22 protein-coding genes and 4 tRNA genes are annotated in these 26196 nt (G+C 63.8%); 25 read left to right on the top strand and 1 reads right to left on the bottom strand.

Going from position 1 to position 26196, the window contains the following annotated elements:
* The 13 genes from ltaE (at position 1) to ABT392_RS17280 (ending at position 13130) form a co-directional block, all read left to right on the top strand.
* Positions 1–1035, top strand: coding sequence for a low-specificity L-threonine aldolase (gene ltaE, locus ABT392_RS17340; protein ID WP_334279362.1), 1035 nt, complete (start codon positions 1–3; stop codon positions 1033–1035).
* Positions 1036–1044: 9 nt separating this feature from the next.
* Entirely contained in the window at positions 1045–2079 is a 1035-nt protein-coding gene (gene trpD, locus ABT392_RS17335) for an anthranilate phosphoribosyltransferase (RefSeq protein ID WP_395385120.1), read from the top strand.
* Positions 2080–2084: 5 nt separating this feature from the next.
* Entirely contained in the window at positions 2085–2876 is a 792-nt protein-coding gene (gene trpC / locus ABT392_RS17330) for an indole-3-glycerol phosphate synthase TrpC (protein WP_395385121.1), read from the top strand.
* Positions 2873–3574, top strand: coding sequence for a uracil-DNA glycosylase (locus tag ABT392_RS17325; RefSeq protein ID WP_334279359.1), 702 nt, complete (start codon positions 2873–2875; stop codon positions 3572–3574). Before trpC ends, ABT392_RS17325 begins: the two co-directional genes overlap by 4 nt.
* Before the next feature lie 177 nt (positions 3575–3751).
* A complete protein-coding gene (locus ABT392_RS17320) occupies positions 3752–4684 on the top strand; it encodes a glucosamine kinase nucleotide-binding domain-containing protein (protein WP_395385122.1) in 933 nt (310 codons plus the stop codon).
* The gene (locus tag ABT392_RS17315; RefSeq protein WP_334279357.1) at positions 4681–5427 is read left to right on the top strand and encodes a GntR family transcriptional regulator; all 747 of its coding nucleotides are present in this window, start codon (positions 4681–4683) and stop codon (positions 5425–5427) included. The genes ABT392_RS17320 and ABT392_RS17315 overlap by 4 nt, the downstream gene beginning before the upstream one ends.
* Entirely contained in the window at positions 5424–6557 is a 1134-nt protein-coding gene (nagA, locus tag ABT392_RS17310) for an N-acetylglucosamine-6-phosphate deacetylase (protein ID WP_334279356.1), read from the top strand. Before ABT392_RS17315 ends, nagA begins: the two co-directional genes overlap by 4 nt.
* Complete coding sequence (locus tag ABT392_RS17305; RefSeq protein WP_395385123.1) at positions 6538–7560, top strand: SIS domain-containing protein; 1023 nt, start codon at positions 6538–6540, stop codon at positions 7558–7560. The genes nagA and ABT392_RS17305 overlap by 20 nt, the downstream gene beginning before the upstream one ends.
* A gap of 8 nt (positions 7561–7568) precedes the next feature.
* Positions 7569–9062, top strand: a complete 1494-nt coding sequence (gene nagZ, locus ABT392_RS17300) for a beta-N-acetylhexosaminidase (protein ID WP_395385124.1) — start codon at positions 7569–7571, stop codon at positions 9060–9062.
* Between the two features lie 50 nt (positions 9063–9112).
* On the top strand, positions 9113–10408 hold the full coding sequence (locus ABT392_RS17295) for an MFS transporter (protein WP_464970830.1): 1296 nt from the start codon (positions 9113–9115) through the stop codon (positions 10406–10408).
* Positions 10405–11295 carry a glycoside hydrolase family 16 protein gene (locus tag ABT392_RS17290; protein ID WP_395385126.1) on the top strand — a complete coding sequence of 297 codons (891 nt, stop codon included), beginning with the start codon at positions 10405–10407 and terminating at the stop codon, positions 11293–11295. The genes ABT392_RS17295 and ABT392_RS17290 overlap by 4 nt, the downstream gene beginning before the upstream one ends.
* Positions 11296–11318: 23 nt before the next feature.
* Complete coding sequence (locus ABT392_RS17285; RefSeq protein ID WP_395385127.1) at positions 11319–12380, top strand: acyltransferase family protein; 1062 nt, start codon at positions 11319–11321, stop codon at positions 12378–12380.
* 39 nt (positions 12381–12419) lie between these two features.
* Positions 12420–13130 (top strand): DUF6445 family protein, encoded by a 711-nt coding sequence (locus ABT392_RS17280; RefSeq protein ID WP_395385128.1) that lies wholly within the window; start codon positions 12420–12422, stop codon positions 13128–13130.
* A gap of 62 nt (positions 13131–13192) precedes the next feature.
* Here the strand turns inward: ABT392_RS17280 and ABT392_RS17275 are convergent, their stop codons facing one another.
* Entirely contained in the window at positions 13193–15832 is a 2640-nt protein-coding gene (locus ABT392_RS17275; RefSeq protein WP_395385129.1) for a TonB-dependent receptor, read from the bottom strand.
* Between the two features lie 496 nt (positions 15833–16328).
* On the opposite strand from ABT392_RS17275, the gene ABT392_RS17270 reads away from it, so the two are divergent.
* From ABT392_RS17270 to rpoB, 12 genes are all read left to right on the top strand, one after another.
* Positions 16329–16414: transfer RNA gene (locus tag ABT392_RS17270), tRNA-Tyr, on the top strand.
* 60 nt (positions 16415–16474) lie between these two features.
* Positions 16475–16548: transfer RNA gene (locus ABT392_RS17265), tRNA-Gly, on the top strand.
* 108 nt (positions 16549–16656) lie between these two features.
* Positions 16657–16731, top strand: a tRNA-Thr gene (locus ABT392_RS17260).
* A 50-nt stretch (positions 16732–16781) separates the two neighbouring features.
* Entirely contained in the window at positions 16782–17972 is a 1191-nt protein-coding gene (gene tuf, locus ABT392_RS17255) for an elongation factor Tu (RefSeq protein ID WP_395385130.1), read from the top strand.
* 15 nt (positions 17973–17987) lie between these two features.
* Positions 17988–18063, top strand: a tRNA-Trp gene (locus tag ABT392_RS17250).
* 146 nt (positions 18064–18209) lie between these two features.
* Positions 18210–18593 (top strand): preprotein translocase subunit SecE, encoded by a 384-nt coding sequence (secE, locus tag ABT392_RS17245; RefSeq protein ID WP_334279896.1) that lies wholly within the window; start codon positions 18210–18212, stop codon positions 18591–18593.
* Between the two features lie 13 nt (positions 18594–18606).
* Positions 18607–19197: a transcription termination/antitermination protein NusG gene (gene nusG / locus ABT392_RS17240; RefSeq protein ID WP_334279895.1), complete on the top strand. Its 591-nt coding sequence runs from the start codon at positions 18607–18609 to the stop codon at positions 19195–19197.
* A gap of 150 nt (positions 19198–19347) precedes the next feature.
* On the top strand, positions 19348–19779 hold the full coding sequence (rplK, locus tag ABT392_RS17235; RefSeq protein ID WP_282824755.1) for a 50S ribosomal protein L11: 432 nt from the start codon (positions 19348–19350) through the stop codon (positions 19777–19779).
* Positions 19780–19781: 2 nt separating this feature from the next.
* Positions 19782–20489 (top strand): 50S ribosomal protein L1, encoded by a 708-nt coding sequence (rplA, locus tag ABT392_RS17230; RefSeq protein WP_334279894.1) that lies wholly within the window; start codon positions 19782–19784, stop codon positions 20487–20489.
* Between the two features lie 296 nt (positions 20490–20785).
* Positions 20786–21319, top strand: coding sequence for a 50S ribosomal protein L10 (rplJ, locus tag ABT392_RS17225; RefSeq protein WP_334279893.1), 534 nt, complete (start codon positions 20786–20788; stop codon positions 21317–21319).
* 48 nt (positions 21320–21367) lie between these two features.
* Complete coding sequence (rplL, locus tag ABT392_RS17220) at positions 21368–21748, top strand: 50S ribosomal protein L7/L12 (protein WP_334279892.1); 381 nt, start codon at positions 21368–21370, stop codon at positions 21746–21748.
* A 324-nt stretch (positions 21749–22072) separates the two neighbouring features.
* Complete coding sequence (gene rpoB / locus ABT392_RS17215) at positions 22073–26194, top strand: DNA-directed RNA polymerase subunit beta (RefSeq protein WP_334279891.1); 4122 nt, start codon at positions 22073–22075, stop codon at positions 26192–26194.
* The last annotated feature ends 2 nt before the right edge of the window (positions 26195–26196 follow it).

Here is a 26196-nt window from a genome sequence, read left to right as displayed (position 1 = left end):
ATGAGCACCGTCATTGATCTTCGCAGCGACACCGTCACGCAGCCGACCGCTGCGATGCGTGCGGCCATGCAGGCGGCGCCGCTGGGCGACGATGTGTTTGGCGACGACCCCAGCGTCAATGCCTTGCAGGCCGCCACGGCCGAGCGCCTGGGCTTCGAGGCCGGGCTCTTCATGCCCACCGGCACGCAGAGCAATCTCTGCGCGCTTTTGAGCCATTGCCAGCGCGGCGATGAATACCTGGTCGGCCAGTACGCCCACACCTACCGCTGGGAAGGCGGCGGTGCAGCGGTGCTGGGTTCGATCCAGCCGCAGCCGATTGCGCATGCGGCCGATGGCTCCCTGCCCCTGAGCGAGATCGAGGCGCAGATCAAGCCGGACGACGCGCACTTCGCGCGCACTCGCTTGCTGACGCTGGAGAACACGATTGGCGGCAAGGTGCTGCCGCTGGCGTATCTCTCAGACGCTTCGCATCTCGCGCTGAGCAAGGGCTTGTCGCGCCACCTCGACGGTGCGCGGCTATTCAATGCCGCGGTGGCTGCAGGTGGCGACCCGTACGAAGCGGCCCGCGAGATCTGCCGGCATTTCGACAGCGTCTCGGTCTGCTTCTCCAAGGGGCTGGGCGCGCCGGTCGGCTCGGTGCTTTGCGGCAGCCGCGAGCTGATCAAGCAGGCGCACCGCTGGCGCAAGATGTGCGGTGGCGGCATGCGCCAGGCGGGTCTGCTGGCCGCGGCGGCGCACTACGCGCTGGACCACCATGTGGCCCGCCTTGCCGAAGACCATGCCTTGGCTCAGCGCCTGGCCGCCGGCCTGCAAGGCCTGCCCGGCGTGACCGTGGAACAGCCGCAGACGAACATCGTGTTTGTCGACGTGTCCGGCCCGGACAAGGAAAAGGCCGCGGGCGTCGTCCCCTTCCTGAAATCGCGCGGCGTGCTGGCCACCGGCCTTTACCGCCTGCGCTTTGTGACTCATCTCGATGTTGACGCTGCTGGCGTCGACCGTGCCGTCGCCGCGATGCGCGAATACTTTGGCCTTTGAGGATTTGCGATGCCCATTTCAGACAACGAAGCCCTGACCCGCGTTATCGAGCACCGCGAGATCTTCCACGATGAGATGCTCTCGCTGATGCGCCGCATCATGGCCGGCGAGATGTCGCCGGTGATCGCCTCGGCCCTCCTGATCGGCCTGCGCGTCAAGAAGGAAACCATCGGCGAGATCACCGCCGCTGCGCAGGTGATGCGCGAGCTGTCCAACAAGGTGCCGGTGCCGCCGAGCAAGCATCTGGTCGACGTGGTGGGCACGGGCGGTGATGGCGCCCACACCTTCAATATCTCGACCTGCTCGATGTTCGTGGCTGCCGCTGCGGGCGCGCAAGTCGCCAAGCACGGCAACCGCAGCGTTTCCAGCAAGACCGGCAGCGCCGACGTGCTGGAAGCGCTCGGCGCCAACATCATGCTCAAGCCCGAACAGGTGGCGCAGAGCGTGGCCGAAACCGGCATCGGTTTCATGTTTGCGCCCAACCACCATCCGGCGATGAAGAACATCGCCCCGGTGCGCAAGGAGCTGGGCGTTCGCACCATCTTCAACATCCTCGGACCGCTGACCAACCCGGCCGGCGCGCCCAACATCCTGATGGGCGTGTTCCACCCCGACCTCGTCGGCATCCAGGTGCGCGTGATGCAGCGCCTGGGCGCCGAGCATGCGGTGGTGGTCTACGGCAAGGACGGCATGGACGAGATCTCGCTCGGCGCTGCCACGCTGGTGGGCGAGCTGAAGGATGGCGAGGTGCGCGAGTACGAGATCCATCCGGAAGACTTCGGCCTCTCCATGGTCAGCAACCGAAGCCTCAAGGTGGCCGGCCCGGAAGAGTCGCGCGTGATGCTGCTGGGTGCGCTTTCCAATGAAGACGGCGCGGCGCGCGACATCGTGCTGCTCAACGCCGGTGCGACGCTGTATGCAGCCAATGTGGTCGATTCAATTGCCGCCGGCATAGCCAAGGCGCGCGAGGCGATTGCCAGCGGCGCGGCGCGTGCCAAGCTGGACCAGTTCGTCGCCGCGACGCAGGCTCTTGCGAAGGCCTGATACCCATGTCCGACATCCTGAACAAGATCAATGCGGTCAAGCATGAGGAAGTGGCGGCTGCCAGGCGCCGCCGCTCGCTGGCCAGTGTTCGCGAGGAGGCCGAAGGCCGACGCGATCTGCGCGGTTTCGAGAAGGCGCTGCGCGCCAAGATCGCTAGTGGCAAGAGCGGCGTGATCGCCGAGATCAAGAAGGCCAGCCCCAGCAAGGGCGTGATCCGCGAAGACTTCCGTCCGGCCGAGATCGCCGAGAGCTATGCAGCCCATGGCGCGGCCTGTTTGAGCGTCTTGACTGACGAGCCCTTCTTCCAGGGCTCGGTGGCCTATCTGCAGGCGGCGCGCGCGGCCTGCGAGCTGCCGGTGCTGCGCAAGGACTTCATGGTCGACGAATACCAGGTCTTCGAGGCCCGCGCGATGGGTGCGGACTGCATCCTCCTGATCGCCGCCAGCCTCGAAGACGCCCTGATGGCCGACCTCGAGGCCTGCGCCATGAGCCTCAACCTGGACGTGCTGGTCGAGGTGCACGACGGCCGCGAGCTGGACCGCGCCTTGAAGCTGAAGACGCCGCTGGTTGGCATCAACAACCGCAATCTGCGCACGTTTGAAGTGACGCTGGATACGACGCTGGGCCTCCTGAAGAACGTGCCGGCGGATCGCCTGCTGGTGACCGAGTCCGGCATCCTCGGCCCGGCCGATGTGCAGACCATGCGCGCCGCGCAGGTGAATGCCTTCCTGGTCGGCGAGGCCTTCATGCGCGCGCCGGTGCCGGGCCAGGCGCTGGCCGAGCTGTTTTTCTCGTGAAGCTGCAGTTGCCGCTCGACTGGCAGGTCGACGCCGGCTGGCGGCCGGTGCTGGAGGCCTGGCGCGAAAGCCCGGCCGGTCAGGGCCTGCTGAATCACCTGTCCCAACGTGAGACAGCGGGCGCTGTCATCTATCCGCCCGATCCCTTGCGCGCGCTGCGACTGACGCCGCTGGAGCGGGTCCGCGTCGTCATCCTGGGCCAGGACCCGTACCACGGCCCCGGACAGGCTGAGGGCCTGGCGTTCTCGGTGCCATCCGGCAACAAGGTCCCGCCCAGCCTGCGCAACATCTTCAAGGAGCTGCAGCGCGACCTGGGTCAGCAGCCCCCCATGACGCCTCATCTCGGGGCCTGGGCGCAGCGCGGTGTGCTGCTGCTCAACACCTGCCTGACGGTGGAGGATGGCGCACCGGCCAGCCATGCCAAGCGCGGCTGGGAGGCGCTCACTGATGCGCTGATCGAGGCCGCCGCAAGGGACGCCGCGCCCAAGGTCTTCATGCTCTGGGGCGCTCATGCCCAGGCCAAGGCGGCGCTGATCCAGGCGGCCGGGCCGCAGCATCTGCTGCTGCAGGCCAATCATCCCTCGCCCCTGTCGGCCACCCGGCCGCCCCAGCCCTTCATTGGCTGCGCTCACTTCTCGCAGGCTGCCCAATGGCTGGCCGGCCAGGGCCAATCCCTTGACTGGGCGCTGAGCGACTAGGGTGTGGCCCTAGGGCTGCCACCAATCGGCGGCTTGGTTCTAAACTGGTATGGTGCAGCGCATGCCGGTCGACCTGGGGCCCGCTTTTGTCACTCTGACCAGCGGCTTTTCTCAGGGTCAAAACCAGTGGAATACCAATTGACGCTCGAAAGCGTTTGGTATTAGACTGGTATCACCATGACGTCCGCCACCCACACCCGGTCCAGCGCAGCGGCACAAGCTGTCTCTGCAGTGCGCTTCCTTGTCGGCGTTGACGGCGGTGGCACCGGTACGCGACTGCGCCTGACTGGTATCGATGGCCGCCTGCTCGGTCAGGGCGACAGCGGCCCTTCGGCCCTGGCTCAGGGCGTTGAACAAGCCTGGGCTCATATCCAGCTGGCACTGCAGCAGGCCTGCCAGCAGGCGGGCATTGCCAGCCTTGATCTATCTGAATGCGCCATCGGCCTGGGCCTCTCTGGCGCGGGCTTGACCGATGCTGTGGCCGAGTTCATCGCGACGCAGCCGGGCTATGCCCACGTCAAGCTCGACAACGATGGCTACACCACCGTGCTCGGTGCTCACGCAGGTCAGCCCGGCGCGGTCATTGCTTCGGGCACCGGCTCGGTCGGCGAGGCCGTGCGCCGCGATGGCAGCCGTGTGTGCATCGGTGGTTGGGGCTGGGTGATCGGCGACGAGGGCAGCGGTGCCTGGCTGGGCCAGAAGGCCATGCGCCACGCCCACCAGGCTCTCGATGGGCGCGCCGAGAGCGGGCCGCTGGCGCGCGCCATCTGGGCCAAATGCGGCCGTGACCGCGAAACCCTGCTGGCCTGGTGCGCCAGCGCTGGCCAGCACGGCTATGCCGGCCTGGCGCCGCTTGTGTTCGAGCATGCCGACACCGACCCAGCCGCGCAGACCTTTGTCAACGAAGCAGTGGCTGAGCTCGAAAAGCTTGCCGCCGCGCTGGACCCCTCCGGCGACCTGCCTATGGCGCTGTGCGGCAGCATTGCCTTGCGCCTGGGGCCACTGTTCTCGCCTTCCTTGCGCCAGCGCTGCGTGCCGCCTCAGGGCGACTCGGCGGCCGGTGCCTTGCTGATGATTCGTCGCGCTATTTCCGAAATGGGTCGTCCATGAGCAACAACAAACTGCCCTTCCAGTTCAAACCGGATCCGCAGGCGGCTTCCCCGCTTTACATGCAGCTGGCGCACAAGTTGGCGCAGGCAATCCGCGAAGGCCAGTACCACGCCGACGAAGCCCTGCCTTCCGAGCGCGTCCTGTCGGAATCGCTGGACCTGTCGCGCGTCACCGCCCGCAAGGCGATTGACCGCCTGGTGGAGCAGGGGCTGATCGTGCGCAAGCGCGGCTCGGGCAACTACATCGCGCCGAAGCTGGAGCAGCCGCTGTCGCGCCTGACCAGCTTCTCGGAAGAACTGCATCAGCGCGGCTTCAAGCCCAGCTCGCGCTGGCTGACTCGCGGCTTCTCGCTGGCCGCGCCGGACGAACAACTGTCGCTCGGCCTGACCACCGGCGAGCGCGTCGCGCGCCTTGAGCGCCTGCGCCTTGCCGATGAAGTGGTGATGGCCTACGAGGTCAGCGTGCTGCCGGCCTCCGTCTTGCCCGATCCGCAGAAGGTCGACGCCTCGCTATACACGTATCTCTCCAAGCATGGCGGCGCACCGGTGCGTGCCTTGCAGCACATTCGCGCCATCAATGCCGACCCCAAGCTGGCGGGCCTCCTGCAGGTGCCGGTGGGCCAGGCCGTGCTCTTCATCACCCGCGTGGGCTATCTCGATGGTGGCCAGGCGGTGGAGCTGACGCACAGCTACTGCCGCAGTGACTACTACGACTTCGTCGCAGAAATGAGGCGCGAAGGATGAGCGTGATGCAGGCGATTGATGGTCACATCCTGACGCCGCAAGGCTTTGTGCGCGGTACCCTGGAGCAGCAGGACGGCCGTATCAGCCGCATCGCTGGCCAAGCAGTGAGCGAGGCCGAGGTGCGCGCCAGCAGCCTGCCCATCGTGCTGCCCGGCTTCATCGACATCCATGTGCATGGCGGCGGTGGCCGCGACACGATGGAGGGCGGCGACGCGGCACGCGAGATGTCGCGCCGCCATGTGCGCCACGGCACGACCTCGATGCTGGCCACCACGATGACCGCGCCGCTGGAAGACATCCGCAATGCGCTCACGGCGCTCGGGCCTCTGTGCAAGGCGCGCGACCCGCAAGGCGCGCGCGTGCTCGGCGTGCACCTGGAAGGCCCGTACATCAATCCCGGCAAGCTGGGCGCACAGCCCGACTTCGCCAAGGACGCCAGCCTCACCGAAGTGCGCGCACTGAACGAGCTGGCACCGATCAAGCTGATCACGCTGGCGCCCGAACTGCCCGGCATGGTGGAGCTGATCCCCAAGCTGGTCGAGGCGGGCTTTCGCGTGCAGATCGGCCACACGGCCGGCACCTATGAAGACGGCGTGGCCGCCTTGCACAAGGGCGCACGCGGCTTCACGCACCTGTTCAACGCGATGAGCGGCCTGCATCACCGCGAGCCCGGCATGGTCGGCGCGGCGTTGGCGCATGCGCGCTATGCCGAGATCATTCCGGACCTGCTGCATGTGCATCCGGGTGCGATCCGCGTGGCGATGCGCTCCATCCCCTGCATGTTCTGCGTCACCGACTCGACGGCGGCCGCGGGCATGCCTGATGGCGAGTACAGGCTCGGCCGCCACACGGTCACCAAGTGCATGGGCGGCGTTCGCCTGCCCGACGGCACCTTGGCCGGCAGCACGCTGACGATGGACCAGGCGCTGCGCAATCTCGTGTTCCAGCTGGGCCTGGAAATTGAAGACGCTTCGCGCCGCGTGTCGGCGAACGCGGCGGAATACATGGGTCTGGATGACCGCGGCCAACTGGTCGTGGGCGCCTGGGCGGATCTGGTGGTGATGGACCGTGAATTGCAGATGCAGCGCGTGGTCGTTGAAGGAGAAGAAATTGACTACGCGAATGCTTGAAGAGTGCCTGAGCGCACCTGCCGCCGTGGCGCGCCAGCTGGCCGCTGACCAGAATGCCTACGCAGCCCTCGGTGAGTCGCTGCGCGAGCTGCCGCCCGGCTCGCTCCTGACGGTGGCTCGCGGCAGTTCTGACCACGCTGCCCACTACATGGCTTACCTCATGATGGCGCGTCTCGGCCGCCTGGTCACCTCGCTGCCAATGTCGCTGGTGACGCTCTACCAGAGCAAGATCGAGTGCAAGGGTCTGGTGTCCTTCGCGTTCTCGCAGTCGGGCCAGAGCCCCGACCTGGTTGCACCGCAGAAGTTCTTCCGCGAAGGCGGTGCGCGCACGGTGGCATTCGTCAATGCGGCAGGTTCGCCGCTGGCCGAGGCCAGCGAGCATGTGTTCGGCCTGCATGCCGGTCCGGAGCAGAGCGTGGCTGCCACCAAGAGCTACATCGCCCAGCTGGTTGCCGGCGCGCGCGTGGTGGCTGCCTGGCAAGGTGATGAAGACCTGTCGGCCGCGCTGCAGCAACTGCCTGCGGCGCTGGAAGAAGCGGCGCGTCAGGACTGGAGCGTGGCTGTCGATGCGCTGAAGGACGCTGATCGCCTGTTCGTGATCGGCCGTGGCACTTCGCTGCCCATCGCGCTGGAAGCGGCCCTGAAGTTCAAGGAAACCTGCGGCATCCAGGCCGAAGCCTTCTCGGGCGCCGAAGTGAAGCATGGCCCGATGGCCCTGGTCGAGGAAGGCTATCCGCTCCTGGTGTTCGCACCGCGCGGCCCGGCGCAAGCTGGCCTCTTGGCCCTTGCCGAAGAAATGCGTGGCCGTGGTGCCCGCGTGCTGCTGGCCGCCCCGGCCGGCACGCCTGGCGCCGAGCTGCCTCTGAGCTGCACCGGCAATGAAGACCTGGACCCGATTGCCGCGGTGCAGAGCTTCTATCCCATGGTCGAGGCGCTGGCGCGGGCACGTGGCCTGAACCCGGATCAGCCGCGCCATCTGGCCAAAGTCACGAAGACACACTGAGGTTGTCGATGAGCCAGTTCCCTGTTCATCCTGGCCAGTTGGTCATGGTCGATATCCCGGGCAAATCGCTCGACGCCGACACTGCAGCCTTCCTGCGTGATCGCAAGATCCGCGCGATCTGCCTGTTCCGCAAGAACCTCGGCACCGAAGACGAGATCCGCCAACTGACCGCCGACCTTCGCGCGGTGATGGGCGACAAGGCCCTGATCGGCATCGACCAGGAGGGCGGTTCGGTGATCCGCGCCACCAGCCTGCCGCAGGCGCCGGCCGCCATGGCGCTGGGCGCGATTGGCGATGAAGCCCTGGCCGAGGCCACCGGTGCCGCCGTGGCCCGAGGCCTGCGCTTTCTCGGCATCAACTGGAACTTCGCGCCGGTGCTGGACATCAACAACAACCCGGCCAATCCGGTGATCGGCGAGCGCAGCTTTGGCGAAGACGCTGAAGGGGTGGCCCGCCTGGCTCGCGCCTGGATGCGCGGCTCGCTGCGCGAAGGCGTGGCCTGCTGCGTCAAGCATTTCCCGGGGCATGGCGACACCCATGTGGACTCGCATCACGCGTTGCCCACGGTGGACAAGTCTCTCGCTGCGCTGGAGGCCCTGGAGCTCAAGCCTTTCCGTGCACTGGCATCGGGCCCCGAGGCCGCACCTGCAGTCATGACGGCCCACATCGTCTATCCGCAGCTCGATGGCGAGCATCCGGCCACCTTGTCCAAGCGCATCCTGACCGGCATCCTTCGCGAGAGCATGGGCTTCGACGGCGTGGTGATCACCGATGCCTTGATGATGAAGGCCGTGTTCGAGCGCTACGGCTATGCCCGCGCTTCCGTGCTGGCGCTGCAAGCCGGCGCCGACATGCCACTGGCGCAGGGCTCGCTGGCCGAGCAGGCGGAAGCGATTGACGCCATCGGCGCGGCGCTGGCGGCGGGCGACCTGACGGCCGAGCGCCTGGCGCAATCGGTGGCCCGCCTGGATCGCCTGGCTACGCAGTACCCGCTGAGCCACCGAGACTACGCGGCCAGCGAGCGCGCCGAAGACGACCGGCTGATGCGCGATATCTGGGCCCGCGGCCTGACGGCACTGCGTGGCGCCATGGCGCCGGACCGCGCCGCGCCGCTGCGCGTGATCTGCCAGGCCAGCGTCGCGAGCGACGGCGTGTCCGAAGCGGGGGCTTCGGTCGCTCAGGTGGCTGCGCTGTTCGAAGGCTGGTTCGCCGATGTGGAGTTCAAGCATCTGCCCAATCTGCGCGCGATTTCCGCCGCTGACATTCCGGCCGATGGCCGCGTCAACGTGCTGGTGTCCAACCAGCGCGGCCGCTACCAGGCCAGTGCCGGCTCGGCCCGCCCGGACCTGCATCTGGCGCTCTGGAATCCGTTCCAGGTGCTGGACATCGCCGCGCCGGCGGTGGTCAGCTGGGGTTATGCCGATGGCGCTCTCGATGCGCTGAAGCGCTGGTTGCGCGGCGAGCTGCAGGCGACGGCCAAGCCGCCGGTGACGCTGAACTAGACAGAGCCTTCCCGACGATCACGACAACAAGACAGACGAGGAGAAGAACCATGAGCCAGCAACGTTCGCCCATCACCTGGGTGCCGAGCCTGTACTTCGTGCAGGGCATGCAGTTCTTCGTCGTGATGTTGATCGCGGGCCTGATGTTCAAGAACATGGGTGTGGCCAACGACCAGATCGCCCGCTGGACCGGCCTCCTGGGCCTGGCCTGGGCGATCAAGCCCTTGTGGAGCCCCTTCCTGGAGCTGGCGCGCAGCAAGAAGCTGATCGTCGTGGCGATGCAGTTCACCGGCGCGGCCGGCCTGGCCTTGATGGCCGGTGCGCTGCAGTTGCCGATGTATTTCCAGGCAGCAATTGCGGTGCTGTTCCTGCTGGCGTACGCCTCAGCCACGCATGACATCGCCTGCGACGGCCTCTACATGGCCTCGCTCGATGCGAAGTCGCAGGCAGCCTACGCCGGCTGGCAGGGCGCATTCTTCAACGCCTCGAAGTTCCTCACGCTGGGTGGCCTGCTCGTACTGGCCGGGCATCTGGAGAAGTCCATCGGCGTGTTCAATGCCTGGTCGACGATCTTCGCCCTGCTGGCCGTCGTGCTGGCGCTGCTGGCGAGCTACAACGCCTGGGCCTTGCCGGGTGCGTTGAACACCGAGCATGCCTCGCTGAGCGCGGCCAGCATCGTGAAGACGCTCAAGGAAGTGATCGTCGACTTCCTCAAGAAGCCAGGCATCTGGCTGGCCATTCTCTTCATCGTGCTGTTCCGTTTTGCCGAAGGCCAGGTGCAGACGATCGGGCCGCTGTTCCTGATCGAGGCTCGCGACAAAGGCGGCCTCGGCCTGACCACCGAGCAGGTGGGTGCCATCTACGGCACGGCCGGCACGGCAGCCTTCCTGGTTGGCAGCATCCTGGGTGGCTACTTCACCTCGTGGCTGAGCCTGAAGCGGGCGATGCCCATCCTGATCATTGCGATGGCGGTGCCCAACGCGGTCTTCTACTACTTGAGCGTGACGCTGCCGACGGACTCGTTCCATATCGGCGCTGCGGTGAGCGTCGAGATGTTCGGCTACGGCTTCGGCTTCGTCGGAATGATTCTCTACATCATGCAGGCCGTGGCGCCGGGCAAGTTCCAGACTGCCCATTACGCGCTGGGTTCGGGCGTGATGCAGCTGGGCTTTATCCTGTCCAAGACCATCAGCGGCGACATTCAGCTGGCGCTGGGCTACCAGCAGTTCTTCCTCTGGACGATTGCCTGTGGTGTGCCGGCCTTCATCCTGATGTTCTTCGTGCGCATCCCGGGTCGCGAGGGCTCGGAGGCTGCGAAGCAGAGCGAAGCAACGGCCAGCGCATGAGGTCCCTATTGCTGGTGCTGCTGCTCGCATCGACGGGCGCACATGCAGCTGCGCCCGAACGCTTGTTCGACGATTTTTCGCAAGCCGATGTCGTCGCGCTGTTCAGCCACGGCTGGACCGCACGCAGCAAGGCCGGCCATCCCGGCGTCGAAGGCGCAAGCTGGAAGGCTGCTGGCCTGAGCCTGGTGGACGACCCGGCGCAAAAGGGCAATCGCCTCCTGCGCCTGAGCGGCCGCACCGATGGCACTGGAGCGGGCACCGAGCAGGCGCAGATCTGCCATCAGCGCAAGTACCTTGAAGGCACCTTCGCCGCGCGCATCCGCTTCAACGACCAGCCGTTCAGCGGCATCGACGGCGACCCTGTCATCCAGACCTTCTATGCCGTGGCACCGCTGCGCCACGACTACGACCCGCAGTTCAGCGAGCTGGACTGGGAGTATCTGGCCAATGGCGGCTGGGGCAGCGAGAAGACGCGGCTCTACGGCATCAGCTGGCAGACGGTGCGCATCGACCCCTGGGATGCCCACAACCAGCAGCATGAGGAATTCGGTTCGCTGAACGGCTGGCACACGCTGCAGATGCAGGTGGGCGAGGGCAAGGTGCGCTGGTTCCTCGATGGCCGCGAGCTGGCACGTCATGGCGGCCGCAACTACCCCGTTGTGCCGCTGGCGATCAGCTTCAACCTCTGGTTCTCGCCCGGCGGCCTGCTGCCCAGGAGCGATGAGCCGCGCCGCTGGCAGCAGGAGGTGGATTGGGTCTTCCATGCGCGCAATGCCCTCCTGAGTCCGGCCGAAGTTGACGCTGCGGTGCAGGACTACCGCCGCCGCGGCGTGTCGCGTGAAGACACCGTGCCGGCCAGCGGGCTCGAGAGCCGCTGCGATTTCTGATCCCTGACTTCTGAGGGCGCCTGATGAGCCGTCGTCTCGATTCGGTCGATGCCCTGCGCGGCCTGAGCGTGGCTGCCATGCTGCTGGTCAACAACCCGGGCGACTGGGGCCATGTGTACTGGCCGCTGGAGCATGCCGCCTGGCACGGCTTCACGCCAACCGACCTGATCTTCCCGTTCTTCCTGTTCATCGTTGGCGTCTCTTCGGCACTGAGTCTTGGCCCTCGCATTGACTCCGGTGCTGCAACGGCGCCGCTGCGCACGGCGGTGCTCGTTCGCAGTGTGCGCATCATCGGCCTCGGCCTCACGCTGCATGCGCTAGCGTGGTGGCTGATGAACAAGCCCGAGTTCCGCGTGATGGGCGTGCTGCAGCGAATCGGCATCTGCTTTGCCTTCGCGGGGCTGGTGACGATCTACCTGCGCCCACGCATGCAATGGGCCTTGTTCGCGGTGCTGCTCGCTGGTTATGGCGCCTTGCTGCATGGCGACGCGACCCTCGAGAAGTTGGGCGGCATTGCGCAACGCATCGACACTGCAGTGCTCGGCCGCTTCGCCTATGAGTGGGATGCAGCGAGCGGCGTGGCCTTCGATCCGGAAGGGCTGCTCTCCACGCTCGGTGCGCTGGCCACCTGCGTGTTCGGCCTGCTTTGCGGCCATCTGCTGCGGCGCGAGCAGATGGTGAACCTGCTGGGCGCCGGCGTGCTGGCTGCCGCCCTGGGCCTGGCCTGGTCTGCATCGCTGCCATTGAACAAGCAGTTGTGGACATCATCCTTTGTGCTCTGGACCGGTGGCCTGGCCGCGCTTGCGCTGGCCGCGGCCCATGTCTGGGTTGACCAGAAGGGCGGGCATCCTTGGGGCCGCGCCTTCGGCCTGAACGCCATCGCCGCTTATGCCGGCGCATGGATGTGCACCGTGCTGCTTGAAGGCTTCGGCTGGATGACACCCATCTATGCCAAGGGCTTCGGTTGGCTCGCACCACTCGTTGGCCCCTACGGCCAGTCAGTCGCCTTTGCACTGGTGTTCGTAGCCGCCTGGGCGGTGATCGTGCGCGGGCTGGACAAGCGCCGCATCTACATCAAGGTCTGACCAAGGTCTGGCGGCATGACGCCCGCTACAGTTGCGACCATGAGCCTCAATGCCTTCCAGATCCGCATGCCGCCCAACATCCAGTCGGTGCAGGTGGGTGAGCATCAGGTGGTCTTCATCGACGACTTTCTGCAAGACCCGCAGGCGCTTCTCGAGGCTGCCTGCAAGAGCGAGTTCCAGCCTTGCCCGGGCATGAACGAAGGCAAGGGCTACCCCGGCATTCGGGCGCGCGTGCCCGCAGACTACTCAGCCAATCTCACCGCGCTGATGGAGCCGCTGATACGGCTCAATTTCCAGGTCGATGAGTCGCTGAAGATGCGCAAGAGCGATTGCACTTTCTCGCTCACCACGATGAGGCCGGAGGCGCTCGGACCTTTGCAGCGCACGCCTCACTTCGATGCCAGTACGCCGCATCACATGGCAGTGCTGCTCTTTCTCTGCGATGAGAACCACGGGGGCACCGGCTTCTATCGCCACAAGACCACCTGCCTGCAGCAGATCACGGCGGACACCAGCGAGCGCTATCTCGACACCTACTATGCCGAGCTCAACGCCAGCCCACCCAGGCCGCGCTACTTCGATGAGGGCGACGAGCACTTCGAGTTCCTGGGCATGATGCCCGCGCGTTTCAATCGCCTGGTGATCTACCGCGGCAGCCTGCTGCACACGGCCTGCATCAATCCGCAGCGCAGCATCACGAGCGATCCGCGCCGGGGTCGCCTGACGGTCAACACCTTCTACGACTTCTGAGGCCACGAGCAAAAAAAAGCCCGGCGGCTGCCGGGCTTTGAAAGTGATCGAATGGACCTCGATCAGAACTTGGCGCTGAGGCCAATCTTGTAGGTGCGCTCGCCAGAGAAGGACCAGGCCGGGAAGCCTGCCTTCAGCGGGTCCTTGTGCAGCACGTCGGCCGGCAGGCTCGCGTCCATCGCGCCGTACTGGATGTCGTCCTTCTTCAACAGGTTCGTCACGTCCAGGCTGAGCTTGAGGTTCTTGGTGATGTTCCAGCCGAAGCTCGCGTCCAGCGTGCCGTAGCCGTCATGCATGCGGTTGCCGTACCAGTACGAGTTCTCGCGGATCATGTACTTCGAACGCCAGTTGTAGGCCAGGCGAGCGGAGTAGTTCTGGTCTTCGTAGTAACCCACGGCATTGATGTTGTGCTTGGACGACTGGGTGAAGATGCCCAGGTTGTCGGCATAGCTGCTGGCCGGTGCGGTGCCTTCGGTGAAGGTGTAGTTCGCCGACACGCCGAAGCCGTTGCCCAAGGCATGGTTGATCTGCAGTTCCAGACCTTGCAGGCGGCCACCGCCGGCATTCACGAAGCTCTGCACCGTCCAGTTGTCGACCTTGGACTTCGGATCGACCAGGCCGACCTTCTGGTTGGTCAGCACATTGGCGGTGATGAAGTTCGAGATGTCCTTGTTGAAGTAGGTGGCCGAGATCAGGTTGCCCTTGCCGTAGTAGTACTCCAGGCTCAGGTCGATCTGGCTCGACTTCATCGGCTTCAGGCCGACATTGCCCAGCGTCCAGGTTTCGTTGCCGACGCGGTCATCGTTGTAGCCCGACACCGACACGCCAAACATATTGACGAAGTTCGGGCGGGTGATGGCTTGCGAGGCAGCGGCACGCAGGATCAGGTCGCTGCGCAGGTCGAAGGCGATGTTCAGGCTGGGCAGCACATCGTTGTAGCTGGACTTCTTGACTGCAAAGCCACGGCCCCAGTTCTCGTTGCCGGCGTAGTCGCCCGCAGCCAGCGGCGTGCCGTCAAACGCGAAGCCGGTGTTCTTCACATCGGTCGAGATGTAGCGCAGGCCGAAGTTGCCGCGAATCTTCTCGGCTTCGAATTCGAACATGCCGTAAATGGCCTTGTTCTTTTCGTTCAGCTCGCTGAAGGCCGAGCGGTCTTCGATCCAGCCCGAGATGTTCTTGCTGGTGTTGGCCAGCATGGCACCGATGTTCGGACGCGGGATCTCCCAGCTGGCGACGCCGACCTGGCCTTCATAGAGGCTGGCGGTGTTGACCGGGGCGATCGTGGCGTTCCAGACCGGACGGTAGGAGCGCTTCTCGAAGGTGTGGTCAGCCAGGCGGACGCCGGTCTTGAACGAGGTCAGGGCACCCCATGCCAGGTCGAAGGTGGCATCGAGTTGGCCGAACTTTTCCTGGTCCTTGTTGGGGCCGCGCGAGGTTGCCCAGGTTTCCGGCGAGCTGGTCGCAGGCAGGTTGGCGGCGCTGAAGGACTGGTTCGAGGTCGGGCTCAGAACGATCTGCTTGCCGGTGGCGTCGATCGTGCCTTGCCACTTGGCCGGCTTGTCCCACCAGCCGTAGGCGTAGTTGGTCGTCAGCGATGTGCCGCCGTCGGCCTTGGTGTTGCCGACGACGACGTCAAACTTGGCGCCTTCGGTCTGGTAGTGGCCGTCGAAGGTCACGCTGTCCGAAGTCATTTCAGCAGCACGAGCCCAGTTCTGGAAGAACTGGTTCATCAGCGGCTTGGCGGCCGTGGTGGTGCTGTGCAGGCACATGCCATCGGGATTCCAGGGCGACTTGACGGCTGTGTTGCGCTTGTCGCAGTTGGCATCGTGGAAGATGTAGTCGCTGCTGTTGGAGTTGTCGGCCGCCAGCTTGAGCTTCAGGATGTTCAGGCCCATCTCCAGGCCTTGCACCGGCTTGGCTTGCAGCGACAGGTTGATGGCATCGCGCTTGCGGTCTTGCACGAAGGCGGTCGGAGCGATGTCCGAAGACCAGCGGCTGTCGGCCTCGATGCCACGGCGGATGTAGGAGCCGTCCGAATGGCCCACGGCGATCAGGGCGCCGAAGGTGCGTGCATCATTCTTGAAGCTGTACAGGCCCGAGATTTCCTTCTCGGCGTCGCTGATCGTGCCCTTGCCGTACTTGATGCTGGCGAAGCCGGTGTTGGCAGGCATTTCCAGCGGCTTGCGGGTGTTGACGATCACGGTGCCGCCGATGCCGCCTTCGGTCAGGTCGGCTTGCGAGGACTTGTAGACCTTCATGCCGCCGATCAGTTCGGAGGGCAGCAGCGAGTAGTTGAACGAGCGGTCGATGTCCAGCTGGTCATACCAGCCGGTCGAAGCGACGGTCTGGCCGTTCAGGGTCGTGTAGGTCATCTGCGGGTCAGAGCCGCGGATCGACACCGTCGCGCCTTGACCGAACGCGCGGCCCACCGAGATGCCCGGGATGCGGCCCAGCGATTGGCCCACGTCCGAGTCCGGCAGCTTGCCGATGTCTTCGGCAGACACGGCGTCCACCACGGCGTTGGCGTTCTTCTTGATGTTGGCAGCCGTCTGCAGCGATGCACGGATACCCGTGACAACCACTTGCTCCAGCTGCGCGGCTTCTTTCTTCGCCGGCTCAGCTTGCTGAGCATGTGCTGCAAACGTGGCAGCAAGCAGGGTGATGGACACCGCTGCGGCGACTGGGGTCTTCTTGACCTTCATATGAACTGCTCCTCGAAATGGCCTGTAGGGATCAATCTCGGCCTGTTGAAACGTGGAACCAACGCATACCAGTTAGGCAAGTGGCATGGGGCTGGCGCCTCCAGGGGACGTGTAAGTGCAACCAATGCCATGCCACTATACTGTTCAGTAGTGCCACTTTGCTACCACTTTTGAGTTCGCGTTTTCCCTTGCGCGTTGCTTTCCCGACGCGACATGGCGGCAGGATCCCCCTGAAAATGGAGGTGCGCGACTTGCGCAGCCTGGGTTCCTGTGCTTGGTAGTAGATTGGTATGGCCGGTTCCTCTTTGGTCTGCTGCATGCCGGGTGATGGTGGTATTGCTGGCGCGCGCCCCGGGAGGGTGCTCGTGCGACCGAACCTGTGCTGGCCGGCGATCTCTGCTTGTGGGGTGCCCGTGTGCGGAAGTCGCCTTGCTGGCCTTGGGGTGAAATTGCTTTGCCGACCAAAAATGCTGTGCTATAGTCGTGGGCTCGCTTCGGAGGGGTGGCCGAGTGGTTAAAGGCAGCAGACTGTAAATCTGCCCGCTAACGCGTACGCTGGTTCGAATCCAGCCTCCTCCACCAAAGCGAACGTCTTGAACCGGCCCGAAAGGGTGCGATCTTGGCGGTAGGTGTTGCTCCCGGGCGGGAGTAGTTCAATGGTAGAACCTTAGCCTTCCAAGCTAATGACACGGGTTCGATTCCCGTTTCCCGCTCCAGCGATGGGGCAGGTTCTGCGGCAGTAGAAGAAGTCGTCAAAAAGAGAAGTCGTCGGCACCGGTTTGCCGGTCGGTCACCAAGAGGGTGGCCGTCAAACCTGTGTCGATGCCCATGTGGCTCAGTGGTAGAGCACTCCCTTGGTAAGGGAGAGGTCACGCGTTCGATCCGCGTCATGGGCACCACCTCTTTTCTTCCCCCTTGTTGTTTTTGATCTGATCGCCAGGAGCGCAAGATGGCAAAAGGTAAATTCGAACGGACCAAGCCGCACGTCAATGTGGGCACGATCGGTCACGTTGACCACGGCAAGACCACGCTGACGGCTGCAATCGCCACGGTGCTGTCGAAGAAGTTCGGCGGCGAGGCCAAGGCCTACGACCAGATCGACGCGGCTCCTGAAGAAAAGGCCCGTGGTATCACGATCAACACCGCGCACGTCGAGTACGAAACGGCCAACCGCCACTACGCTCACGTTGACTGCCCGGGCCACGCTGACTATGTGAAGAACATGATCACGGGCGCGGCACAGATGGACGGCGCGATCCTGGTGTGCTCGGCCGCTGACGGCCCGATGCCCCAGACGCGCGAGCACATCCTGCTGGCTCGCCAAGTGGGCGTGAAGTACATCATCGTGTTCCTGAACAAGTGCGACATGGTGGACGACGCCGAGCTGCTGGAGCTGGTCGAAATGGAAGTGCGCGAGCTGCTGTCCAAGTACGACTTCCCGGGCGACGACACCCCGATCATCAAGGGTTCGGCCAAGCTGGCGCTGGAAGGCGACACGGGCGACCTGGGCGAGCAAGCCATCATGCGTCTGGCCGATGCGCTGGACACGTACATCCCCCAGCCGGACCGCGCCATTGACGGCACGTTCCTGCTGCCGGTGGAAGACGTGTTCTCGATCTCGGGTCGCGGCACGGTGGTGACGGGTCGCGTGGAGCGCGGCATCGTCAAGGTTGGCGAGGAAATCGAAATCGTCGGTATCCGCGACGTGCAGAAGACCACCGTCACGGGCGTGGAAATGTTCCGCAAGCTGCTGGACCAAGGTCAAGCAGGCGACAACGTGGGTATCCTGCTGCGCGGCACCAAGCGTGAAGACGTCGAGCGTGGCCAAGTGCTGGCCAAGCCGGGTTCGATCAAGCCGCACACGCACTTCACGGCCGAGATCTATGTCCTGAGCAAGGAAGAAGGCGGCCGTCACACGCCGTTCTTCAACAACTACCGCCCCCAGTTCTACTTCCGCACGACGGACGTGACGGGTGCTGTTGAGCTGCCCAAGGACAAGGAAATGGTCATGCCTGGCGACAACGTCAGCATCACCGTGAAGCTGATCGCTCCGATCGCCATGGAAACCGGTCTGCGCTTCGCTATCCGCGAAGGTGGCCGTACCGTCGGTTCGGGCGTGGTCGCTACGATCATTGCCTAAAGTTTGAAAGACCACAGGGGCATAGCTCAATTGGCAGAGCGTCGGTCTCCAAAACCGAAGGTTGGGGGTTCGAGACCCTCTGCCCCTGCCAGCGATTAGTCCTCTGCGATAATCGCCGGTTCCAGTGGTCAAGCAAGCAGCCCGCGGGAGTAATTCCCGGCGGGCTTTGCTGCTGATGGGTCTGTCCCGAATGTATTTGTCAGGCTGCGAGGCCGGGCCTGAAAGTTGAAGAGTTCAATGTCCAATACTCAAGTCGAAACAGTGACGACCGGCGCCGACAAGGCGAAGCTGGCCGGCGCCGTGGTGCTGCTGATCGGTGCACTGGCCGCGTATTACGCGCTGGCCAAGCAAGGCCCGATCGCGCAGTGGGCCGCGCTGCTGGTCTTGCTGGCCGCCGCTGCGGGCGCCTTCTTCACCTCCGAGTCTGGCAAGTCGCTGATCGCCTACGGTCAGGACTCGCTGCGCGAAGTGCGCAAGGTGGTCTGGCCGACCCGCAAGGAAGCAATGCAGATGACGGGCTACGTGTTTGCCTTTGTCGTCGTGATGGCCTTGTTCCTGTGGCTGACCGACAAGACGCTGGAATGGGTGCTGTACGACCTGATCCTGGGCTGGAAGCGCTAAAAGGAACGACGAGATGAGTGAAGAACTGAACGTCGTCGCAGGTGCAGAAGCTCCTGCAGCCCCCGCTGGCCTGCCCAAGCGCTGGTACGTGGTGCATGCCTATTCGGGCATGGAAAAGGCTGTTGAACGCAACCTGCGTGAGCGCATCGACCGCGCCGGCATGCAAGACAAGTTCGGCCGCATCCTGGTGCCGACCGAAGAAGTCGTTGAGCTCAAGAACGGCAAGAAGTCGGTCACCGAGCGTCGTTTCTTCCCCGGCTATGTGCTGGTCGAAATGGCGATGGAAGACGACACCTGGCACCTGGTCAAGCACACCTCCAAGGTGACCGGCTTTGTCGGTGGCGCCAAGAACCGCCCGGCTCCGATCTCGGAAGCCGAGGTCATGAAGATCGTCAACCAGATGCAAGAAGGCATCGAGAAGCCCCGGCCCAAGGTCGAGTGGACGGTGGGCGAGATCGTGCGCGTCAAGGACGGCCCGTTCACCGACTTCAACGGCGCGATCGAGGAAGTCAACTACGACAAGTCCAAGGTCCGCGTCTCGGTCACGATCTTCGGTCGTGCCACGCCGGTCGAACTGGATTTCGGGCAAGTCGAGAAGGTTTAAGGCCTGTCGGTGCCTGGCGGTTTCGGCCGCTGCTACCGACCGTAGTCAGTCCGCAACGAGATGCGGACAAGAGGAGCAAAGGTAACCAGTCCTTTGCGCTAGCACTCAGGTGTCAATGCTTTGCCGCAATGACACTGTTTGGAGAGAAACATGGCAAAGAAGATTGTCGGCTTTATCAAGCTGCAAGTCGCTGCCGGCAAGGCGAACCCTTCGCCCCCGGTCGGTCCCGCACTGGGCCAACGTGGCCTGAACATCATGGAATTCTGCAAGGCGTTCAACGCCCAGACGCAGGGCCATGAGCCGGGCATGAAGCTGCCGGTGGTGATTACCGCCTTCGCAGACAAGAGCTTCACCTTCGTGATCAAGTCGCCACCGGCGACCGCCCTGATCAAGAAGCTGGCCAAGGTCGAGAAGGGTTCGCCCCGCGCTCACCTGGACAAGGTCGGCAAGCTGACCCGCGCTCAGCTGGAAGAGATCGCCACGATCAAGCAGAAGGACCTGACGGCTGCCGGTATGGACGCCGCTGTTCGCACCATCGCTGGCTCGGCCCGCTCGATGGGCATCATCGTGGAAGGCGTCTGATCATGGCAAAGCTCACCAAGAAGCAGAAGGCCCTGCAAGGCAAGGTCGAAAGCACCAAGCTGTACGGTCTGAATGACGCTCTGACCCTGGTCAAGAGCCTGGCTACCGCCAAGTTCGACGAGTCGATTGACGTTGCAGTGCAACTCGGCATCGATGCGAAGAAGTCGGACCAAGTCGTTCGTGGCGCTGTCGTGCTGCCTAACGGCACCGGCAAGACCAAGCGCGTCGCCGTTTTCGCCCAGGGTGCCAAGGCTGAAGAAGCCAAGGCCGCTGGCGCTGACGTCGTCGGCATGGAAGACCTGGCTGAGCGCGTCAAGGCTGGCGACATGCCTTTCGACGTGGTCATCGCCTCGCCGGACACGATGCGTATCGTCGGTACCCTGGGTCAGATCCTGGGTCCGCGCGGCCTGATGCCTAACCCCAAGGTTGGCACCGTGACCCCGGACGTCGCCACCGCCGTCAAGAACGCCAAGGCTGGCCAGGTCCAGTTCCGCGTTGACAAGGCCGGCATCATCCACGGCACGATCGGCCGTCGCTCGTTCGACACCGACAAGCTGGAAGGCAACCTGCGCGCGCTGATCGAAGCTCTGAACAAGAGCAAGCCAGCGTCGAGCAAGGGCGTCTACCTGCGCAAGGTCGCCATTTCGTCGACGATGGGCGTTGGCGCCCGCGTGGACATCGGCTCGATCAACGCATCGGCTGCTGCCTAAGCTTGATTCAATTGAGGGGCGACGCGAGTCTGGCGTCGCACCGATGAATTGGTGGGGCGTTGCGAATGCAAATTCGCAGCGCGTCATCCAAGACCGCTGGTGTGAAGTCTCCGCAGTCCCGGGAGGCAACGCTTAATCAGAGACCTCGGTCTCAACCAGCGCAGATGGCGGTCCCGCTGCAAAGGATTTTTGCGCCGAGTTGAATTTCAACAGAGCGCAGGTTCCCGAAACAGAAGGTCGCTGAATCCCGGTGCCCGAAGGTCGCAAGACCGAGGGCGTAATGTGAGGAGTAGACCTTGAGTCTCAATCGCAACGAGAAGGCAGCTGTTGTCTCCGACGTGGCCGCGCAAGCAGCCAAGTCGCAGACTTTGGCGTTGGCCGAGTACCGTGGCCTCACCGTTGAAGCCTTGAACAAGCTGCGCGTCACTGCGCGTGCCCAAGGTGTGTATCTTCACGTGCTGAAGAACACCCTGGCACGTCGTGCTGTCGCAGGCACTTCGTTCGAAGCTGCATCGGATGCCATGGTCGGCCCGCTGATCTACGGCTTTTCGGAAGACGCTGTCGCGGCTGCCAAAGTCATCGCTGACTTTGCCAAGACCAACGACAAGCTCGTCATCAAGGGTGGTGCCTACGGTGGCAAGGCTCTGGATGTGGATGGTGTGAAGGCCCTGGCCTCCGTTCCGTCCAAGGAAGTCCTGCTGTCGCAAATCGCCGGCCTGCTGCTGTCGCCGGTGCAACGCACCGCGGCCGTGCTGGCAGCCCTGTCTGCAAAGCGTGGTGAAGGCGCTGCTTCTACTGAAGCCGCTGCTGAAGCCCCTGCTGCAGCCTAAGACGACGATATCGTCAAACGCAACCAATCTGTATTTAGGAAACACATCATGGCATTCGATAAAGACGCATTCCTGACCGCCCTGGACAGCATGACCGTTCTGGAACTGAACGATCTGGTCAAGGCAATTGAAGAGAAGTTCGGCGTGTCCGCCGCTTCGATGGCTGCTCCCGCTGCTGGCGGCGCTGCTGGCGGTGGCGCTGCTGCTGCTGAAGAAAAGACCGAGTTCAACGTTGTTCTGCTGGAAGCCGGCGCGAACAAGGTTGGCGTGATCAAGGCCGTGCGCGAAATCACCGGCCTGGGTCTGAAGGAAGCCAAGGACCTGGTCGACGGCGCTCCGAAGGCTGTCAAGGAAGGCATCGCCAAGGCCGACGCCGAAGCCGCCAAGAAGAAGCTGGAAGAAGCCGGCGCCAAGGTCGAACTCAAGTAAGACTTTGGGGAGGGGTGCTCCCCTCCACAACACTAAAGGGGCGGTCCTTCGGACCTCCCCTTTAGTCGTCTAAGGGTTACTCCTGTTGAGAACAGTTGAAAGGCTCGCGCTCGGGTATGATGCGCGGTTCTTTCAAGTGCTCTCTGATCCGACTGCAGAGAGCCGGTTTGGTCGGGCCCGGGTGCAATGCCTGGGTTGTCCGCCAGCGGTTGGTAGTGGCCAACCACCAAGCATCGAGCCATCCGTTCTGGATCGGGTTCGAGTAGCCAGTCGCCGACGAAGCCCGTCCCACGGCCAGGGGTGGGCTCTCGACACGGAGTGTTTATGGCGCAAACAACCCCCTATAGCTATACCGAGCGCAAGCGAATCCGCAAGAGCTTCGGCAAGCGAGCGAGCGTTCTCAACGTTCCCTATTTGCTCACCATGCAGAAGGAGTCGTACGTCGCCTTCCTGCAAAAAGATACCCCCCCAGCGAAGCGCAAGCCTGAAGGCCTGCAAGCTGCTTTCCTTTCCGCGTTCCCGATTGTTTCGCACAACGGTTTCGTGGAAATGAAGTTCCTCGAATTCAACATCGCCAAGCCGCCCTTTGACACCCGCGAGTGCCAACAACGTGGCTTGACCTATGCAGCCGCCGTTCGTGCGCGCCTGCAGATGATCATCTATGACCGCGAATCGCCGCAGGCGAAGACCGTCAAGGAGATCAAGGAGCAAGAGGTCTACATGGGCGAAGTGCCTCTGATGACCGACTACGGCTCCTTCATCGTCAATGGCACCGAGCGTGTCATCGTCTCCCAGCTGCACCGTTCGCCCGGCGTGTTCTTTGAGCACGACAAGGGCAAGACGCACTCGTCCGGCAAGCTGCTGTTCTCGGCCCGCATCATTCCTTACCGCGGTTCGTGGCTCGACTTCGAGTTCGACCCCAAGGACGTGCTGTTCTTCCGTGTCGACCGTCGCCGCAAGATGCCGGTCACGATCCTGCTCAAGGCCATCGGCCTGAACCCCGAGCAGATCCTTGCGCACTTCTTCGTCTTCGACAATTTCCGTCTGATGGACGCCGGCGCGCAGATGGAATTCGTCGCCGACCGCCTGAAGGGCGAAGTCGCCCGCTTTGACATCACCGACAAGAGCGGTGCCGTCATCGTCGAGAAGGACAAGCGCATCACCGCCCGCCATGTGCGCCAGCTGGAGCAATCCGGCACGCAACACGTGACGGTGCCTGAAGACTTCCTGGTCGGCCGCATGCTGGCCAAGAACATGGTCGACGGCGACACCGGCGAGATCATCGCCAAGGCCAACGACGAGCTGACCGACGCGCTCTTGAAGAAGCTGCGCCAGGCCGGTATCAAGGAAGTCCAGTGCCTGTACACGAACGAGCTGAACGAAGGCGCCTACATCAGCCAGACCCTGGCTGCTGACGAAACCGCTGACCAACTGGCTGCCCGCGTTGCCATCTACCGCATGATGCGCCCCGGCGAGCCGCCGACGGAAGACGCGGTGGAAGCGCTGTTCAACCGCCTGTTCTACAGCGTCGATACGTACGACCTGTCGCGCGTGGGCCGCATGAAGTTCAACGCCCGTGTGGGTCGCGACACGCCGGAAGGCGCCATGGTGCTGTCCAACGAGGACATCCTCGACGTGGTCAAGATCCTCGTCGAGCTGCGCAATGGTCGCGGTGAAGTCGACGACATCGACCACCTGGGCAATCGTCGCGTGCGTTGCGTGGGCGAACTGGCTGAGAACCAGTACCGCTCGGGTCTCGCCCGTATCGAGAAGGCCGTCAAGGAACGTCTGGGCCAGGCCGAGACCGAGGCCCTGATGCCGCACGACCTGATCAACAGCAAGCCGATCTCGGCTGCACTGAAGGAATTCTTCGGTGCCTCGCAGCTGTCGCAGTTCATGGACCAGACCAACCCGCTGTCGGAAATCACGCACAAGCGTCGTGTTTCCGCTCTTGGCCCGGGTGGTCTGACACGCGAGCGCGCCGGCTTCGAAGTCCGTGACGTGCACCCGACCCATTACGGCCGCGTCTGCCCGATCGAAACGCCGGAAGGCCCGAACATCGGCCTGATCAACTCGCTGGCTCTGTACGCCCAGCTGAACGAATACGGCTTCCTCGAGACGCCGTACCGTCGCGTGGTGGACGGCAAGGTCACCGACCAGATCGACTACCTGTCGGCCATCGAAGAAGGCAAGTACGTCATCGCCCAGGCGAACGCCTCGCTGAACGAGCAAGGCCAGCTGATCGACGAACTGGTGTCTGCCCGTGAAAACGGCGAATCGGTGCTGACCTCGCCGGAACGCATCCAGTACATGGACGTGGCCCCGACGCAGATCGTGTCGGTGGCTGCTTCGCTGGTGCCCTTCCTCGAGCACGACGATGCGAACCGCGCACTGATGGGCGCCAACATGCAGCGTCAGGCCGTGCCGACCCTGCGCCCCGAAAAGGCGCTGGTGGGTACCGGTGTCGAGCGTGTGGCAGCCAAGGACTCGGGTACCGTGGTCGCGGCGCGTCGCGGCGGTGTGGTCGACTATGTCGACACCAACCGCATCGTGATTCGCGTCAACGACAACGAGACCGTGGCCGGTGAAGTTGGTGTCGACATCTACAACCTGATCAAGTATCAGCGTTCGAACCAGAACACCAACATTCACCAGCGTCCGATCGTCAAGCGCGGCGACAAGGTCGCAGCGGAAGACATCATTGCGGACGGCGCATCGACCGACATCGGCGAACTGGCCCTGGGCCAGAACATGCTGGTGGCGTTCATGCCCTGGAATGGCTACAACTTCGAAGACTCGATCCTGATCTCCGAGCGCGTGATCGCCGAAGACCGCTACACCTCGATTCACATCGAGGAGCTGGTGGTCAACGCGCGTGACACCAAGCTTGGCAGCGAAGAAATCACCCGCGACATCCCCAACCTGTCCGAGCAGCAACTGGCTCGCCTGGACGAGTCGGGCATCGTGTACGTCGGTGCAGAAGTCGGCCCTGGCGACGTGCTGGTGGGCAAGGTCACGCCCAAGGGCGAGACCACGCTGACGCCTGAAGAAAAGCTGCTGCGCGCCATCTTCGGCGAGAAGGCCTCCGACGTGAAGGACACGTCCCTGCGCGTCGACCAAGGCACGCAAGGCACTGTCATCGACGTGCAGGTCTTCACCCGTGAAGGTATCCAGCGTGACAAGCGCGCCCAGCAGATCATTGACGACGAGCTGAAGCGCTTCCGCCTGGACCTGAACGACCAGCTGCGCATCGTCGAGAGCGACGCTTTCGACCGTATCGAGAAGCTGCTGGTGGGCCGCGTGGCCAACGGCGGCCCGCAGAAGATCGCCAAGGGCACGGTCATCAGCAAGGACTACCTGGCTGGCGTCGAGAAGTTCCACTGGTTCGACGTGCGTCCTGCCGAGGACGACATCGCCAACCAGCTCGAGTCCATCAAGAACTCGCTGGAGCAGACCCGTCACTCGTTCGATCTGGCCTTCGAAGAGAAGCGCAAGAAGCTGACGCAAGGCGACGAGCTGCCGGCTGGCGTGCTGAAGATGGTCAAGGTCTACCTGGCCGTCAAGCGCCGCCTGCAGCCTGGCGACAAGATGGCCGGCCGTCACGGCAACAAGGGCGTGGTCTCCAAGGTCGTGCCTGTTGAAGACATGCCTTACATGGCCGACGGCACCACCGCCGACATCGTTCTGAACCCGCTGGGTGTGCCCTCGCGGATGAACGTCGGTCAGGTGCTGGAAGTCCACCTGGGCTGGGCTGGCAAGGGCATTGGCCAGCGCATCGGCGACATGCTGCAACAGCATGCCGCCGTCAGCGAACTGCGCAAGTTCCTGGACGAGCTGTACAACAAGAACGGCGGCAAGGCCGAGAGCATTGACGAGCTGAGCGACGCCGAAGTCATCGAGATGGCCGGCAACCTGTCCAAGGGTGTGCCGTTCGCAACGCCGGTGTTCGACGGTGCCAAGGAAGAAGAAATCCGCGGCATGCTGAAGCTGGCCTATCCGGACGACATCGCTGCGAAGAAGGGCCTGACCCCGACCCGTACGCAGGCCTTCCTGTATGACGGCCGCACCGGCGAGCAGTTCGAGCGTCCCACGACGGTTGGCTACATGCACGTGCTGAAGCTGCATCACCTGGTCGACGACAAGATGCACGCCCGTTCTACCGGCCCGTACTCGCTTGTCACGCAGCAGCCGCTGGGCGGCAAGGCCCAGTTCGGTGGCCAGCGTTTCGGTGAAATGGAAGTGTGGGCGCTGGAAGCTTATGGCGCCTCTTACATCCTGCAGGAAATGCTGACTGTGAAGTCCGACGACGTGAATGGCCGGACCAAGGTCTACGAGTCCATCGTCAAGGGTGAGCACGCCATCGAAGCCGGCATGCCGGAATCGTTCAATGTGCTGGTCAAGGAAATTCGTTCCCTTGGCATCGACATTGAACTCGAGCGCAACTAATT

The organism is Paucibacter sp. JuS9 (genome assembly GCF_044043925.2).
Classification (GTDB): domain Bacteria; phylum Pseudomonadota; class Gammaproteobacteria; order Burkholderiales; family Burkholderiaceae_C; genus JAUASW01.
Note: the sequence above shows the minus strand (reverse complement) of the source record. Positions and strands in the feature narration are given on the sequence as shown.

Bases quoted from the DNA above. Each gene is read 5' to 3' on its own strand.
- secE (WP_334279896.1), top strand. From the start codon at position 18,210: ATGTCCAATACTCAAGTCGAAACAGTGACGACCGGCGCCGACAAGGCG.
- rplK (WP_282824755.1), top strand. From the start codon at position 19,348: ATGGCAAAGAAGATTGTCGGCTTTATCAAGCTGCAAGTCGCTGCCGGC.
- ABT392_RS17320 (WP_395385122.1), top strand. From the start codon at position 3,752: ATGACGTCCGCCACCCACACCCGGTCCAGCGCAGCGGCACAAGCTGTC.
- nusG (WP_334279895.1), top strand. From the start codon at position 18,607: ATGAGTGAAGAACTGAACGTCGTCGCAGGTGCAGAAGCTCCTGCAGCC.
- trpC (WP_395385121.1), top strand. From the start codon at position 2,085: ATGTCCGACATCCTGAACAAGATCAATGCGGTCAAGCATGAGGAAGTG.
- rplA (WP_334279894.1), top strand. From the start codon at position 19,782: ATGGCAAAGCTCACCAAGAAGCAGAAGGCCCTGCAAGGCAAGGTCGAA.
- trpD (WP_395385120.1), top strand. From the start codon at position 1,045: ATGCCCATTTCAGACAACGAAGCCCTGACCCGCGTTATCGAGCACCGC.
- ltaE (WP_334279362.1), top strand. From the start codon at position 1: ATGAGCACCGTCATTGATCTTCGCAGCGACACCGTCACGCAGCCGACC.
- ABT392_RS17295 (WP_464970830.1), top strand. From the start codon at position 9,113: ATGAGCCAGCAACGTTCGCCCATCACCTGGGTGCCGAGCCTGTACTTC.
- rpoB (WP_334279891.1), top strand. From the start codon at position 22,073: ATGGCGCAAACAACCCCCTATAGCTATACCGAGCGCAAGCGAATCCGC.
- tuf (WP_395385130.1), top strand. From the start codon at position 16,782: ATGGCAAAAGGTAAATTCGAACGGACCAAGCCGCACGTCAATGTGGGC.
- ABT392_RS17280 (WP_395385128.1), top strand. From the start codon at position 12,420: ATGAGCCTCAATGCCTTCCAGATCCGCATGCCGCCCAACATCCAGTCG.
- ABT392_RS17275 (WP_395385129.1), bottom strand. From the start codon at position 15,832: ATGAAGGTCAAGAAGACCCCAGTCGCCGCAGCGGTGTCCATCACCCTG.
- ABT392_RS17290 (WP_395385126.1), top strand. From the start codon at position 10,405: ATGAGGTCCCTATTGCTGGTGCTGCTGCTCGCATCGACGGGCGCACAT.
- nagA (WP_334279356.1), top strand. From the start codon at position 5,424: ATGAGCGTGATGCAGGCGATTGATGGTCACATCCTGACGCCGCAAGGC.
- nagZ (WP_395385124.1), top strand. From the start codon at position 7,569: ATGAGCCAGTTCCCTGTTCATCCTGGCCAGTTGGTCATGGTCGATATC.
- rplL (WP_334279892.1), top strand. From the start codon at position 21,368: ATGGCATTCGATAAAGACGCATTCCTGACCGCCCTGGACAGCATGACC.
- ABT392_RS17285 (WP_395385127.1), top strand. From the start codon at position 11,319: ATGAGCCGTCGTCTCGATTCGGTCGATGCCCTGCGCGGCCTGAGCGTG.
- ABT392_RS17315 (WP_334279357.1), top strand. From the start codon at position 4,681: ATGAGCAACAACAAACTGCCCTTCCAGTTCAAACCGGATCCGCAGGCG.